This window comes from Streptomyces sp., assembly GCF_035644915.1.
In the GTDB taxonomy this organism is placed as follows: Bacteria; Actinomycetota; Actinomycetes; order Streptomycetales; family Streptomycetaceae; genus Streptomyces.
Map to the genome: position 1 here is coordinate 1 of NZ_DASQNP010000070.1, position 12,500 is coordinate 12,500.

The 12,500-nt window shown below is 74.0% G+C and carries 12 protein-coding genes; 3 read left to right on the plus strand and 9 right to left on the minus strand.

Annotated features, from left to right (window positions below):
* Together VE546_RS06965 and deoC are read right to left on the minus strand one after the other, a co-directional pair.
* On the minus strand, nt 1-1,314 hold a 1,314-nt coding region (locus VE546_RS06965), incomplete at its 3' end, for an aldehyde dehydrogenase family protein (RefSeq protein WP_324919658.1).
* 5 nt (nt 1,315-1,319) lie between these two features.
* Entirely contained in the window at nt 1,320-2,303 is a 984-nt protein-coding gene (gene deoC / locus VE546_RS06970; RefSeq protein ID WP_324919975.1) for a deoxyribose-phosphate aldolase, read from the minus strand.
* 130 nt (nt 2,304-2,433) lie between these two features.
* Between deoC and VE546_RS06975 the strand changes: the two genes are divergently transcribed.
* Nucleotides 2,434-3,063 carry a PH domain-containing protein gene (locus tag VE546_RS06975; RefSeq protein ID WP_324919660.1) on the plus strand — a complete coding sequence of 210 codons (630 nt, stop codon included), beginning with the start codon at nt 2,434-2,436 and terminating at the stop codon, nt 3,061-3,063.
* Nucleotides 3,064-3,109: 46 nt separating this feature from the next.
* Here the strand turns inward: VE546_RS06975 and VE546_RS06980 are convergent, their stop codons facing one another.
* From VE546_RS06980 to VE546_RS06990, 3 genes are all read right to left on the minus strand, one after another.
* Nucleotides 3,110-4,792, minus strand: coding sequence for a phospho-sugar mutase (locus VE546_RS06980; RefSeq protein ID WP_324919662.1), 1,683 nt, complete (start codon nt 4,790-4,792; stop codon nt 3,110-3,112).
* Nucleotides 4,793-4,988: 196 nt separating this feature from the next.
* On the minus strand, nt 4,989-5,810 hold the full coding sequence (locus tag VE546_RS06985; RefSeq protein WP_324919664.1) for a purine-nucleoside phosphorylase: 822 nt from the start codon (nt 5,808-5,810) through the stop codon (nt 4,989-4,991).
* A gap of 101 nt (nt 5,811-5,911) precedes the next feature.
* On the minus strand, nt 5,912-6,349 hold the full coding sequence (locus VE546_RS06990; protein WP_324919666.1) for a gamma-glutamylcyclotransferase: 438 nt from the start codon (nt 6,347-6,349) through the stop codon (nt 5,912-5,914).
* Nucleotides 6,350-6,443: 94 nt separating this feature from the next.
* Between VE546_RS06990 and VE546_RS06995 the strand changes: the two genes are divergently transcribed.
* Together VE546_RS06995 and VE546_RS07000 are read left to right on the plus strand one after the other, a co-directional pair.
* The gene (locus tag VE546_RS06995) at nt 6,444-7,892 is read left to right on the plus strand and encodes an NAD(P)H-quinone dehydrogenase (protein WP_324919977.1); all 1,449 of its coding nucleotides are present in this window, start codon (nt 6,444-6,446) and stop codon (nt 7,890-7,892) included.
* Between the two features lie 156 nt (nt 7,893-8,048).
* A complete protein-coding gene (locus VE546_RS07000; protein ID WP_414720424.1) occupies nt 8,049-9,053 on the plus strand; it encodes a DeoR/GlpR family DNA-binding transcription regulator in 1,005 nt (334 codons plus the stop codon).
* Nucleotides 9,054-9,153: 100 nt separating this feature from the next.
* Here the strand turns inward: VE546_RS07000 and VE546_RS07005 are convergent, their stop codons facing one another.
* From VE546_RS07005 to VE546_RS07015, 4 genes are all read right to left on the minus strand, one after another.
* Entirely contained in the window at nt 9,154-10,932 is a 1,779-nt protein-coding gene (locus tag VE546_RS07005; protein ID WP_324919670.1) for an acetyl/propionyl/methylcrotonyl-CoA carboxylase subunit alpha, read from the minus strand.
* A 444-nt stretch (nt 10,933-11,376) separates the two neighbouring features.
* Nucleotides 11,377-12,006 carry a nucleoside triphosphate pyrophosphatase gene (locus VE546_RS07010; RefSeq protein ID WP_324919672.1) on the minus strand — a complete coding sequence of 210 codons (630 nt, stop codon included), beginning with the start codon at nt 12,004-12,006 and terminating at the stop codon, nt 11,377-11,379.
* 63 nt (nt 12,007-12,069) lie between these two features.
* A complete protein-coding gene (gene mmpB, locus VE546_RS27955; protein WP_414720419.1) occupies nt 12,070-12,189 on the minus strand; it encodes a morphogenic membrane protein MmpB in 120 nt (39 codons plus the stop codon).
* 92 nt (nt 12,190-12,281) lie between these two features.
* On the minus strand, nt 12,282-12,497 hold the full coding sequence (locus VE546_RS07015) for an acyl-CoA carboxylase subunit epsilon (protein WP_324919979.1): 216 nt from the start codon (nt 12,495-12,497) through the stop codon (nt 12,282-12,284).
* Between the last annotated feature and the right edge of the window lie 3 nt (nt 12,498-12,500).

Consider the following 12,500-nt stretch of genomic DNA (forward strand, 5'->3'; position numbering starts at 1 on the left):
GGCCCGGAGCTTGTCGGCCACGGCCAGGATCAGCGAGCCCTTCTCCGACCAGATGCCGGCGGAGAGACCGTACGGCGTGTTGTTGGCCTTCTCGATCGCCTCCTCCGGCGTGCGGAAGGTAAGCACCGACAGCACCGGGCCGAAGATCTCCTCCCGGGCGATCCGGTGCGCCTGGGTGACGCCGGTGAACACCGTCGGCGCGAACCAGAAGCCCTGATCCGGCAGCTCGCACGGCGGCGACCAGCGCTCGGCGCCTTCGGCGGCGCCGATGTCCGACAGCTCGCGGATGCGGGCCAGTTGCGCGGCCGAGTTGATCGCGCCGATGTCGGTGTTCTTGTCCAGCGGGTCGCCGACCCGCAGGGTCGCCAGGCGGCGCTTGAGCGCCTCCAGCAGCTCGTCGTGGACCGACTCCTGGACCAGCAGCCGGGAGCCCGCGCAGCAGACCTGGCCCTGGTTGAAGTAGATGCCGTTCACGATGCCCTCGACGGCCTGGTCGATCGGCGCGTCGTCGAAGACGATGTTGGCGCCCTTGCCGCCCAGCTCCAGGGTGAGCCTCTTGCGCGTGCCCGCGACCGTGCGGGCGATCTGCCTGCCCACGGCGGTGGAGCCGGTGAAGGCGACCTTGTCGACGCCCTCGTGCGCCACCAGCGCGGCACCGGTGGAGCCGTCGCCGGTGAGGATGTTGACCACGCCCCGCGGCAGCCCGGCCTGGCGGCAGACGTCCGCGAAGAACAGGGCGGACAGCGGAGTGGTCTCGGCGGGCTTGAGGACGACGGTGTTGCCGGTCGCCAGCGCCGGGGCGACCTTCCAGGCCAGCATCAGCAGCGGGAAGTTCCACGGGATGACCTGGCCCGCCACGCCCAGCGGACGGGGGTCGGGGCCGAAGCCGGCGTGGGCGAGCTTGTCGGCCCAGCCCGCGTAGTAGAAGAAGTGCGCGGCGACCAGCGGCAGGTCCACGTCGCGGGTCTCGCGGATCGGCTTGCCGTTGTCCAGGGTCTCCAGCACGGCCAGCTCGCGCGAGCGCTCCTGGATGATCCGGGCGATCCGGAACAGGTACTTGGCGCGCTCGGCGCCGGGCAGGGCCGACCAGGACGGGAAGGCCCGGCGGGCGGCGGCCACGGCGGCGTCCACGTCCTCGGCGCCCGCGTGGGCGACCTCCGACAGGACCTCCTCGGTGGACGGCGAGACGGTCTTGAAGACCCGGCCGTCGGCGGCCTCGCGGAACTCTCCGTCGACGAACAGGCCGTAGGAGGGCGCGATGTCCACGACCGCGCGGGACTCGGGCGCGGGTGCGTACTCGAAGATGGGGCTCATCGTGATCAGTCCACCGTCACGTAGTCGGGGCCGGAGTAGCGCCCGGTGGTCAGCTTCTGACGCTGCATCAGCAGGTCGTTGAGGAGACTGGAGGCGCCGAAGCGGAACCAGTCGGGGTGCAGCCAGTCCGCGCCGAGGGTCTCGTTCACCAGCACCAGGTACTTGATCGCGTCCTTGGCGGTGCGGATGCCGCCCGCGGGCTTGACGCCGACCTGGCGTCCGCCGGCGGCGCGGAAGTCGCGCACGGCCTCCAGCATCACCAGCGTGTTCGCCGGCGTGGCGTTGACCGCCACCTTGCCGGTGGAGGTCTTGATGAAGTCCGCCCCGGCGAGCATCGCCAGCCAGGAGGCGCGGCGGACGTTGTCGTACGTGGCCAGCTCGCCGTTCTCGAAGATGACCTTCAGGTGCGCGTCGGTCCCGTCCGGGCGGGCGCACGCCTCCTTCACGGCCCTGATCTCCTCGAAGACCTTCATGTATCGGCCGGAGAGGAAGGCGCCGCGGTCGATCACCATGTCGATCTCGTCGGCCCCGGCGGCGACCGCATCGCGGGTGTCCGCCAGCTTGACCGGCAGGTCGGCGCGGCCCGAGGGGAAGGCGGTGGCGACGGAGGCGACCTTGACGTCCCGGTCCCCGGCGGCGGCCAGCGCCTCCCGGGCGGTGGCCACCATGTCCGGATAGACGCAGATCGCGGCGACCTTCGGGGTGGTGCGGTCGGTGGGGTCGGGGTTGACGCCCTTGGCGCACAGCGCCCGGACCTTGCCCGGGGTGTCGGCGCCCTCCAGGGTCGTCAGGTCGATCATCGAGATGGCCAGGTCGATGGCGTACGCCTTCGCCGTGGTCTTGATCGAGCGGGTGCCGAGCTGGGCGGCGCGGGCTTCGAGACCGACCGCGTCGACCCCGGGCAGGCCGTGCAGGAAGCGGCGCAGCGCGGTGTCGGACGCGGTGGCGTCGGCCAGCGCGGCGGGTGTGCTGGGAGACGTGGCAGGCATGGTCACCAGAGGAGCATATCTACGCGCGTAGCGACCTGTCATCCCCTCCAGGTCCCGCCGCCGCCCGCCCGTCCCCGGCCGGTCCCCGCCGCTCCGATGCCCCCGCCGGGGCATCGGGCAGAATCAGGGCATGACGCGTGAGCAGACCGGGTACGCCGACCACACCTACCGCTCCGGCTCGGCGATGGTGGGAGGCTCGCTGCTGCTGTTGCTCGTCCTGCTGCTGGCGGGCGACGGGCTCCTCAACGGAGAGGGCCGCACCCGGTGGACCGCGCTGGCCGGCCTGCTGTTCCTGGCGCCGCTGATCGTGGCCTTCTCCCTGCGGCCCGCGGTGTTCGCGGGCCGCGAGCGGCTGCGCGTGCGCAACCCGTTCCGCACGATCACGCTGCCGTGGGCGGCCGTGGAGGACGTCCGGGCCGGCTACTCCAGCGAGGTCTTCGCGGCCGGCCGGAAGTACCAGATGTGGGCGATCCCGGTTTCGCTGCGGCAGCGCAAGAGGGCTCTTCGGCAGGGCGGCGGCCGGGCCCCGGCGAACCTGTCCGGACCCGGTTCGGTGTTCGCCGGCAACCACCCGGCGGGCCCGGAGGGGACGTACCGGGCCCAGGCCGACCAGGCGGTGGCGGAGATCCGCACACTGGCCGGGCGCCACGCCTCCGACGAGGGGGCGCAGGGCGCCCCGGACGTCCGGTGGGCCTACGAGATCCTGGCCCCCGCGGCGGCCGGCGGGATCGCCCTGCTGTTCCTGCAGCTCCTGGGCTGAAGCCCCGCGGCCCGGGACCGTCCCCGGGCCGCGGGCGCACGCCGGATCAGATCCCCGCGGCGGCGGCGAGGTCCGTCCGCAGGGCTCCCAGCACCCGGTCCGCCGTGGCGCGGGCCGTGGCCAGCTCCGAGGCGTCCGCGACGGGGACGACCACCTCCAGGTAGCACTTCAGCTTCGGCTCCGTACCGCTGGGACGGACCACGATCCGCGCCCCGGCGACCCCCTGCCGGGGGTCGCCGGCCAGCCGGTAGCGCAGGGCGTCGGTCGGCGGGAGGGTCTCGTCGCCCCGGCTCAGGTCCTCGGCGGAGGTCACGGTCAGGCCGGCCAGCGCCACCGGCGGCGTCCGCCGCAGCCGGCGCATCACCGCGTCGATGCGGGACAGGTCCGCCACCCGCACCGAGAGCTGGTCGGTGGCGTGCAGCCCGTACCGCGCCGCGAGGTCGTCCAGCAGCTCGGTCAGGGTGCGGCCGCTCTCCTTCAGCTCCGCGGCCAGCTCGGCGACGAGCAGCGCGGCCGTGATGCCGTCCTTGTCGCGGACGCCCTCGGGGTCGACGCAGTAGCCCAGCGCCTCCTCGTAGGCGTAGCGCAGGCCGTCCACGCGGGCCAGCCACTTGAAACCGGTCAGCGTCTCGGCGTACGGCACGCCCGCCTCGGCCGCGATCTTGGACAGCAGCGAGGACGAGACGATCGTGGTGGCGAAGGCGCCCCGCGCCCGCTTGTGCACCAGGTGGGTGGCCAGCAGCGCCCCCACCTCGTCACCGCGCAGCATCCGCCAGCCCGCGTCGGTGCCGGGGTCGGGCACCGCCACCGCGCAGCGGTCGGCGTCGGGGTCGTTGGCGATGATCAGGTCGATGCCGTCGGCCTGGTGGGCGCGGGCCGTGGCGAAGGCCAGGTCCATCGCCCCGGGCTCCTCGGGGTTGGGGAAGGCGACGGTGGGGAAGTCGGGGTCGGGCTCGGCCTGCTCGGCGACGGCGACCGGGGCGGGGAAGCCCGCGCGTTCGAAGGCCGCGGCGAGCGTGGCGCCGCCGACGCCGTGCAGGGCGGTGTGGACGACCCGCACGTTCCGGGGGGAGCGCGGGGTGAGGACCGTGACCGCCCGGTCCAGGTAGGCGTCGACGACCTCCTCGCCGAGGACGTCCCAGCCGGAGTCGGCGCGCGGGACGTCGGCGAGCGAGCCGATCGAGGCGATCTCGTCGGCGATCCCGGCGTCGGCCGGCGGCACGATCTGGGAGCCCCCGCCCAGGTACACCTTGTAGCCGTTGTCGCGCGGCGGGTTGTGGCTGGCGGTGACCATGACGCCCGCGACGGCGCCCAGGTGCCGGATGGCGAAGGCCAGCACGGGGGTGGGCAGGGGCCGGGGCAGCAGGGCCGCCCGGAGCCCGGCGCCGACCATCACGGCGGCGGTGTCGCGCGCGAAGTCGGCGCTCTTGCGGCGGGCGTCGTACCCGACGACCACCAGGCCGCCGTCGTGCCCGTTCTTGCGGAGGTACGCCGCGAGCCCGGCGGCGGCCCGGATGACCACCACGCGGTTCATCCGCATCGGTCCGGCGCCCAGCTCCCCGCGCAGCCCCGCGGTGCCGAACCGGAGGGTGCCGGAGAACCGGTCGGCCAGCTCGTCGAGATCCCTGGCCTCGACGAGTCCGGCCAGTTCCTCCCGGGTCTGCGGGTCCGGGTCCTCGGCCAGCCAGGACCGCGCCCGCGCGGTCAGATCCTCGTGCACGGTTGCCACGGTTCTCTCCGTCTCTCGCGTGTCGCCTCGCGGACGGCGCCGGGCGCCGCTCCCGCTTCACTGCACTTCCGCGCCGGGCGGGCGCGGAACCTCCCACCCACGCCTACCCGGGACGCCCCCGGACCCCGCCCGCGCTCGGCTGTCCGTGGCGGGTGTCCGTGGTGGCCGTCCGCGGTGGGGCCTCCCGGGCGCCGGGTCAGACGCGCCCGAGGACCCGGGCCAGGAGGGAACCCATCCGGGCGGCCGAGTCGCGGCCCGCCTGGAGGACCTCCTCGTGGTTCAGCGGCTCGCCCGTCATGCCCGCGGCCAGGTTGGTGACCAGGGAGATGCCCAGCACCTCCGCGCCCGCCTCGCGGGCGGCGATCGCCTCCAGGACGGTGGACATGCCCACCAGGTCGCCGCCGATCGCCCGGAGCATGCCGATCTCGGCGGGCGTCTCGTAGTGCGGGCCGGGGAGCTGGACGTAGACGCCCTCCTCCAGGGTGTCGTCCACCTCCTGGCACAGCGTGCGCAGCCGCGGCGAGTAGAGGTCGGTCAGGTCGACGAACCGGGCGCCGACGATCGGCGAGACGCCGGTCAGGTTGATGTGGTCCCGGATGAGGACCGGCTGGCCGGGACGCATCCCCGGGCGGAGGCCGCCGCAGCCGTTGGTCAGCACGACGGTCTTGCAGCCGGCGGCCACGGCGGTGCGGATGCCGTGGACGACGGGCGCGACACCACGGCCCTCGTACAGGTGCGTGCGGCCGAGGAAGACCAGCGCCCGCTTGTCGCCGACGCGGTGGGAGCGGATCTTCCCGGCGTGCCCCGCCACCATCGGCGGGGGGAAGCCGGGCAGGTCGGTGAAGGGGAACTCGTGGTCCGGCTCCCCGAGCGCGTCGGCGGCGGGCACCCAGCCCGAGCCCATGACCAGGGCGACGTCATGGCTCTGCGCGCCGGTCAGTTCGCGCAGGCGGGTCGCTGCGGCGTCGGCGGCGGCGTACGGGTCGCCTGAGTAGTCCGTGGTGGCAGATGCGTTCACGCCGATGAGGGTAGCCGGTAATTGCCTACGCGCGTAGACGGCCGGGGGAGGTGGGCTTCTCTCCGGACGGCGAGGGCCGCCGGGGGATGCCGGCGGGGGTTTCAGCAGGGGCGCTTGCGCAGCTCCGTCACGTAGTCGTGGGGGGCTCCGGCGGACTCCGCCGCGTCGGCGATCTCCCCCAGGTAGCGGGCCGAGGGCAGCCCGCCCTCGTACCCGTTCAGCACGTAGCACCACGCCGCCTCGTCGCCGTCCAGGGTGTGCACCCGCACCCGGGTGCGGCGGTAGATGCCCATGCCCACGCCCTCCCAGCGGTCCATGGAGTCCTCGTCCATGGGCGCGATGTCGTACAGCGCCACGAAGACCGTGGACAGCGGCGCCTCGACGATGGTCGCCAGCGACCCCTCCCAGCCCATGTGCTCGCCGCCGAAGGTGAGCCGCCACCCGGTGAGCCACCCGGTGCCGCGCAGGGGGGAGTGCGGGGCGCGACGGGACATCAGCCGGGCGTCGAGGTTTCCGGCGTATGCGGCGTAGAGCGACATGCGACGAGGTTAGCGGGCCCCGCGTCCGCGCCCCGGGGAAGCCGCCGCACCGGCCCGGCGGGTGGTGGGCGGTGCGCGGAGGGGGCGTGCGAGACTGGAGAACGTGACTCGGATCGTGATCATCGGTGGTGGACCGGGCGGCTACGAGGCGGCGCTGGTGGCCGCCCAGCTCGGAGCGGAAGTGACCGTCGTCGACCGCGACGGGCTGGGCGGGGCATCGGTGCTGACCGACTGCGTTCCGTCCAAGACGCTGATCGCCACGGCCGAGGTGATGACGAACTTCGACTCCTCCTACGAGGAGCTCGGCATCATCGTCGAGGACGGCACCCCCGACCCGGAGCGCCCCGCCCGGGTCGTCGGCGTGGACCTCGGCAGGGTCAACCGGCGCGTCAAGCGCCTCGCGCTCGCCCAGTCGCACGACATCACCGCCTCCGTCACCCGGGCCGGCGCACGCGTGCTGCGCGGCCGGGGCCGCCTGGAGCCGCACCAGGCGCCGGACGGCACGCGCCGGGTCGCCGTGGAGCTGGCGGACGGCGGCGAGGAGCGGCTGACCGCCGACGCCGTGCTGATCGCGACCGGCGGCAAGCCGCGCGAGCTGCCCGACGCCCGGCCGGACGGCGAGCGCATCCTGAACTGGACCCAGGTGTACGACCTGGAGGAGCAGCCCGAGGAGCTGATCGTGGTCGGCTCCGGCGTCACCGGCGCCGAGTTCGCGGGCGCCTACCAGGCGCTGGGCTCCCGGGTGACGCTGGTCTCCTCGCGCGACCGCGTGCTGCCCGGCGAGGACCCGGACGCGGCCGCGGTGCTGGAGGACGTCTTCCGCCGCCGCGGCATGAACGTGATGTCCCGCTCCCGGGCGGCCTCGGCCAAGCGCGTCGGGGACCGGGTGGAGGTCACCCTCTCGGACGGCCGGGTCATCACCGGCAGCCACTGCCTGATGGCCGTCGGAGCCGTCCCGAACACCTCGGGCATCGGCCTGGAGGAGGCCGGGGTCAAGCTGAAGGAGTCCGGCCACATCAAGACGGACCGGGTCTCCCGCACCAGCGCCCCCGGCGTCTACGCGGCCGGCGACTGCACGGGCGTCCTCGCGCTCGCCTCGGTCGCCGCGATGCAGGGCCGCATCGCGATGTACCACTTCCTGGGCGAGCCGGTGGCGCCGCTGAACCTCAAGACGGTCTCGGCGAACGTCTTCACCGACCCGGAGATCGCCACCGTCGGCTACTCGCAGGCCGACGTGGACAGCGGCCGGATCGACGCCCGCGCCGTCAAGCTGCCGCTGCTGCGCAACCCGCGCGCGAAGATGCAGGGCATCCGGGACGGTTTCGTGAAGCTGTTCTGCCGCCCCGGCACGGGCATCGTGGTCGGCGGCGTGGTGGTGGCGCCGCGCGCGAGCGAGCTGATCCATCCGATTTCGATAGCGGTCGACAACAATCTGACGGTCGAACAGATCGCGAACACGTTCACGGTCTATCCCTCCCTGTCGGGTTCGATCGCCGAGGTGGCGCGGCAGCTCCAGACGCGGAAGGCCGCCGAGGAGGGCTGACCGGCGCCCGGTTCGCCGGAGCGGTCGCGTATACCACGGCAGGGGCGCGCCTACGAACAACTTCCGTTATTCAGCGGAAAGAGCTGAAAGCAGACGGTCGCTCGCGTTACTGTCAGTTTCGTGTTCGCTGCAGAACGTCGCCAACTGATCCTCGAAATGGTGCGCGCCAACGGAGCGGTCTCCCTCCGGGAACTCGCACGCGTCGTCCAGACCTCCGAAGTGACCGTACGGCGCGACGTCCGGGCGCTGGAGGCCGAAGGGCTGCTCGACCGCCGCCACGGAGGCGCGGTGCTGCCCGGCGGCTTCACCCGGGAGTCCGGCTTCCCCCAGAAGGCCCACCTGGCGACCGCGGAGAAGGCGGCCATCGCCGATCTGGCCGCGGGCCTCGTCCAGGAGGGCGAGGCCATCGTCGTCGGGGCGGGGACGACCACCCAGGAGCTGGCCCGGCGCCTGGCGCGCGTCCCGGGCCTGACGGTGGTCACCAACTCCCTGCTGGTGGCGCAGGCGCTGGCGCACGCCAACCGCGTCGAGGTGGTCATGACCGGCGGCACGCTGCGCGGTTCCAACTACGCGCTGGTCGGCAGCGGCGCCGAGCAGGCCCTGCAGGGGCTGCGGGTCTCGCGCGCCTTCCTGTCCGGCAGCGGGCTGACGGCCGAGCGCGGCCTGTCCACCTCCAACATGCTCTCGGCGAGCGTGGACCGGGCCCTGGTCCAGGCCGCCGCGGAGGTCGTCGTCCTCGCGGACCACACCAAGCTGGGCGTCGACACGATGTTCCAGACGGTGCCCCCGGACCTCATCGCCCGTCTGGTGACTGACGAGCCGCCGCCGCAGGAGGAACGGGCGGCGGCCGAGCTCCAGGCGCTGGCGGACCTGGGCGTGCAGGTCTCGGTGGCCGCGGGCCACGGCACGGCGCAGGGCGCGCCGCACGGCACGGCGGCGGGTACGGCGCAGCACGGCGGCCCGGAGGGCGAGGGCACGGCGGCGGGGGGCGCGGGCGCACCGGTGCGGCAGCCCCGCCGCGAGGTCCCCCTGCCGGGGCAGCGCCGCCAGCACCCGCCGGGCGGCGGTGGCGGGGCGCAGTTGCGCGCGGCTCCCCCGGCCGCGCCGGGCGAGGGGCAGACGGCGGGCCGGGCGACCGACCTGACCCAGCGGCGCCCCTGACGCGCCGCTCCGGCGCTCTGCTGCGCCCGGCGGGGAGAGAGTTGCGGAAAAAAGGGGGCGGGGCGGCCGTACGGCCGCCCCGCCCCGTGTGCCGCCCGGGTCAGTCCTTGATCTCGCAGATGGCGGCGCCGGAGCTGATGCTCGCGCCGATGTCGGCGGTCAGCCCCTTGATGGTGCCGGCCTTGTGCGCGGTGATGGGCTGCTCCATCTTCATCGCCTCCAGGACGACGACCAGGTCACCCTCGGCGACCTGCTGGCCCTCCTCCACCGCGATCTTCACGATGGTGCCCTGCATCGGGGAGGCCAGGGTGTCGCCGGTGACGGCCGGGCCGGACTTCCGGGCCGCGCGCCGCTTGGGACGGGCGCCGCCGGCCGCGGCGGTGCGGGCCAGCGTCATGCCCAGCGAGGCGGGCAGGGAGACCTCCAGGCGCTTGCCGCCGACCTCGACCACCACGGTCTCCCGGCCGGGCTCGTCCTCCTCCGCCTCGGCCTCGGCGGGACCGGCGAACGGCTTGATGTCGTTGACGAACTCGGTCTCGATCCACCGGGTGTGGACGTCGAACGGCCCCTCGGGACGGCCGTTTACCTCCGGCGCGAAGGCCGGGTCGCGCACCACCTTGCGGTGGAAGGGCAGGACCGTGGCCATGCCCTCGACCCGGAACTCCTCCAGGGCGCGGGCGGCGCGCTGGAGGGCCTGCTGCCGGGTGGCGCCGGTGACGATCAGCTTGGCCAGCAGCGAGTCCCAGGCGGGGCCGATGACGGACCCGGACTCCACGCCCGCGTCCAGCCGCACGCCCGGACCCGACGGCGGGGCGAACGTCGTCACGGTGCCGGGGGCCGGGAGGAAGTTGCGGCCCGCGTCCTCGCCGTTGATGCGGAACTCGAACGAGTGACCGCGCAGCGGCGGGTCGTCGTAGCCCAGCTCCTCGCCGTCGGCGATGCGGAACATCTCGCGCACCAGGTCGATGCCGGTGACCTCCTCGGTCACCGGGTGCTCCACCTGGAGGCGGGTGTTGACCTCCAGGAAGGAGATGGTGCCGTCCTGGCCGACCAGGAACTCGCAGGTGCCCGCGCCCTCGTAGCCCGCCTCCTTCAGGATGGCCTTGGACGCGCGGTACAGCTCGGCGTTCTGCTCGGGCGTCAGGAACGGCGCGGGCGCCTCCTCCACTAGCTTCTGGTGGCGCCGCTGGAGGGAGCAGTCACGGGTGGAGACCACCACCACGTTGCCGTGCTTGTCGGCCAGGCACTGGGTCTCCACGTGCCGCGGCCGGTCCAGGTAGCGCTCCACGAAGCACTCGCCGCGGCCGAAGGCGGCCACCGCCTCGCGGACGGCCGACTCGTACAGCTCCGGGATCTCCTCCATGGTGCGGGCGACCTTCAGACCGCGCCCGCCGCCGCCGAAGGCGGCCTTGATGGCGATCGGCAGGCCGTGTTCCTCGGCGAAGGCGATGACCTCCTCGGCACCCGAGACCGGGTCCGGGGTACCCGCCACCAGGGGGGCGCCGGCCCGCTGGGCGATGTGCCGGGCGGCGACCTTGTCGCCCAGCGCCCGGATGGCGTGCGGAGGCGGGCCGATCCAGATCAGCCCGGCGTCGATGACGGCCTGGGCGAACTCGGCGTTCTCCGACAGGAAGCCGTAGCCGGGGTGGACCGCGTCCGCGCCGGAGTCGGCGGCGGCCTTGAGGACCTTGGCGATGTCCAGGTAGCTGGTGGCGGGGGTGTCACCGCCCAGGGCGAAAGCCTCGTCCGCCACCCGGACGTGCAGTGCGTCCCGGTCCGGATCGGCGTAGACGGCCACGCTCGCGATTCCGGCGTCCCGGCAGGCACGGGCGACGCGGACAGCGATTTCACCGCGATTGGCGATGAGCACCTTGCGCACGATGACTCCCTCCTTGAAACAAGGTGAGTTTAGGTATCGGCGACATCGCACGCCGAGTCGCCCTGGGTGGTGAGCTTGCCCACACGGATTGTGACCCCGAGAACTCGTGGGAGGCTCAAATCCCTTGTGAGTACACGGTACGCCGGGTCTTCCGTCCTGGTGGGACATCCCGGATGTGGCCAAGGTTACTGTCGGGGCGGGGTGCGGATCTCCCCGTTCCTTTGTGGACTTCCTACGAACGGCGGGGCGAAACTTTGCCGGAGCGCGAATTCCCTCTTCTGGCCTTACCCGCTGGTAACACGCGTGCCGCCGCCCGGACACGACGCGGAAGGACACCGTCCGCGGATGCCGCGGCGACGGGCGGCCCCGGGCCGGAGGACACGGACGCCCGTCAGCCGCGCAACGGCGCGCCGTTGCTCCGTACGGCCCCGGGCCGGCCGCCGGTCAGGTCCACAGCTCCGTGATCCCCACGCCCAGCTCGGCCAGCAGGCGGCGCAGCAGCGGCAGCGAGAGCCCGATGACGGTGCCGGGGTCGCCGTCGATGCCGTCGACGAAGGGCGCGGACCGGCCGTCGAGGGTGAAGGCGCCCGCGACGTGCAGCGGTTCGCCGCTGGCCACGTAGGCGGCGATCTCCGCGTCGCTGGGCTCGCCGAAGCGGACGGCCGTGGCGGCGGTCGCACAGGCGCGGCGGCCGGCGGCCGTGTCGATGACGCAGTGCCCGGTGACCAGGACGCCCGTGCGCCCGCGCATGGCCTTCCAGCGGGCGGTGGCCTCCTCGGCGTCCGCGGGCTTGCCCAGCGGCTGCCCGTCCAGCTCCAGCACCGAGTCGCAGCCGATGACGAGCGCGCCGGCGGCCTCGGGCCGTCCCGCGACGGTCTCCGCCTTCGCCTCGGCCAGGCGCTGGGCCAGCTCGGCCGGTGTGGGGGCGCTGATGGCGTCCTCGTCCACCCCGCTGACGATCACCTCGGGGGCCAGACCGGCCTGGCGCAGCAGCCCGAGCCGGGCGGGGGACTGGGAGGCGAGGACGAGACGGCGGCGGCCGGACGCGGCGCCGGAAGTGGTGTCGTGGGCCATGCGGCCCATCCTAGGAAGGGCCGCGGCGGCTCGCGGCGGCGGTCGGCGGTCGTGGCAGGGCGGTCACAGCAGCAGGAAGACCACGACCATGGACACGGCGAGCAGCCAGCCGGCGCGGCGGAGCCTGGCCTGGGCGGCGCGCAGCTCCTCGGGGGGTTCGTCGGCCGGGTCGGACCAGAGCATGACACCGATCCTGCGCGACGGGCGGCCCGGGCGCCTGAGTACGCGTACTCAGGCGCCCGGGCCGCTCGGGGCCGGGCCGGTGCCTGTCCGCCTCAGCCGGGCCAGTACGTCGTCCGCCACGCCCGCGGCCCCGGGTGCGGCAGCCGGCGGCCGGGGACGGTGCGGGCCGGGTCGGACCACTCCGAGGCGCGCCCGGCGGCGGCCTCGGCGGGCCCTGCGGCCGCCAGTGCCGCCGCCCGCGTCCGCACCACCGCCAGGGCGGCGGCCAGCTCCTCGGGGGTGGGATTGCCGCGTACGACCTTGATCACTGT

Excerpts from the sequence above, each read along its gene's own strand:
- deoC (WP_324919975.1), bottom strand. The coding sequence starts at position 2,303 with ATGCCTGCCACGTCTCCCAGCACACCCGCCGCGCTGGCCGACGCCACC.
- VE546_RS06990 (WP_324919666.1), bottom strand. The coding sequence starts at position 6,349 with ATGTCGCTCTACGCCGCATACGCCGGAAACCTCGACGCCCGGCTGATG.
- mmpB (WP_414720419.1), bottom strand. The coding sequence starts at position 12,189 with ATGCTCTGGTCCGACCCGGCCGACGAACCCCCCGAGGAGCTGCGCGCC.
- VE546_RS07010 (WP_324919672.1), bottom strand. The coding sequence starts at position 12,006 with ATGGCCCACGACACCACTTCCGGCGCCGCGTCCGGCCGCCGCCGTCTC.
- VE546_RS06975 (WP_324919660.1), top strand. The coding sequence starts at position 2,434 with ATGACGCGTGAGCAGACCGGGTACGCCGACCACACCTACCGCTCCGGC.
- VE546_RS07000 (WP_414720424.1), top strand. The coding sequence starts at position 8,049 with ATGGTGCGCGCCAACGGAGCGGTCTCCCTCCGGGAACTCGCACGCGTC.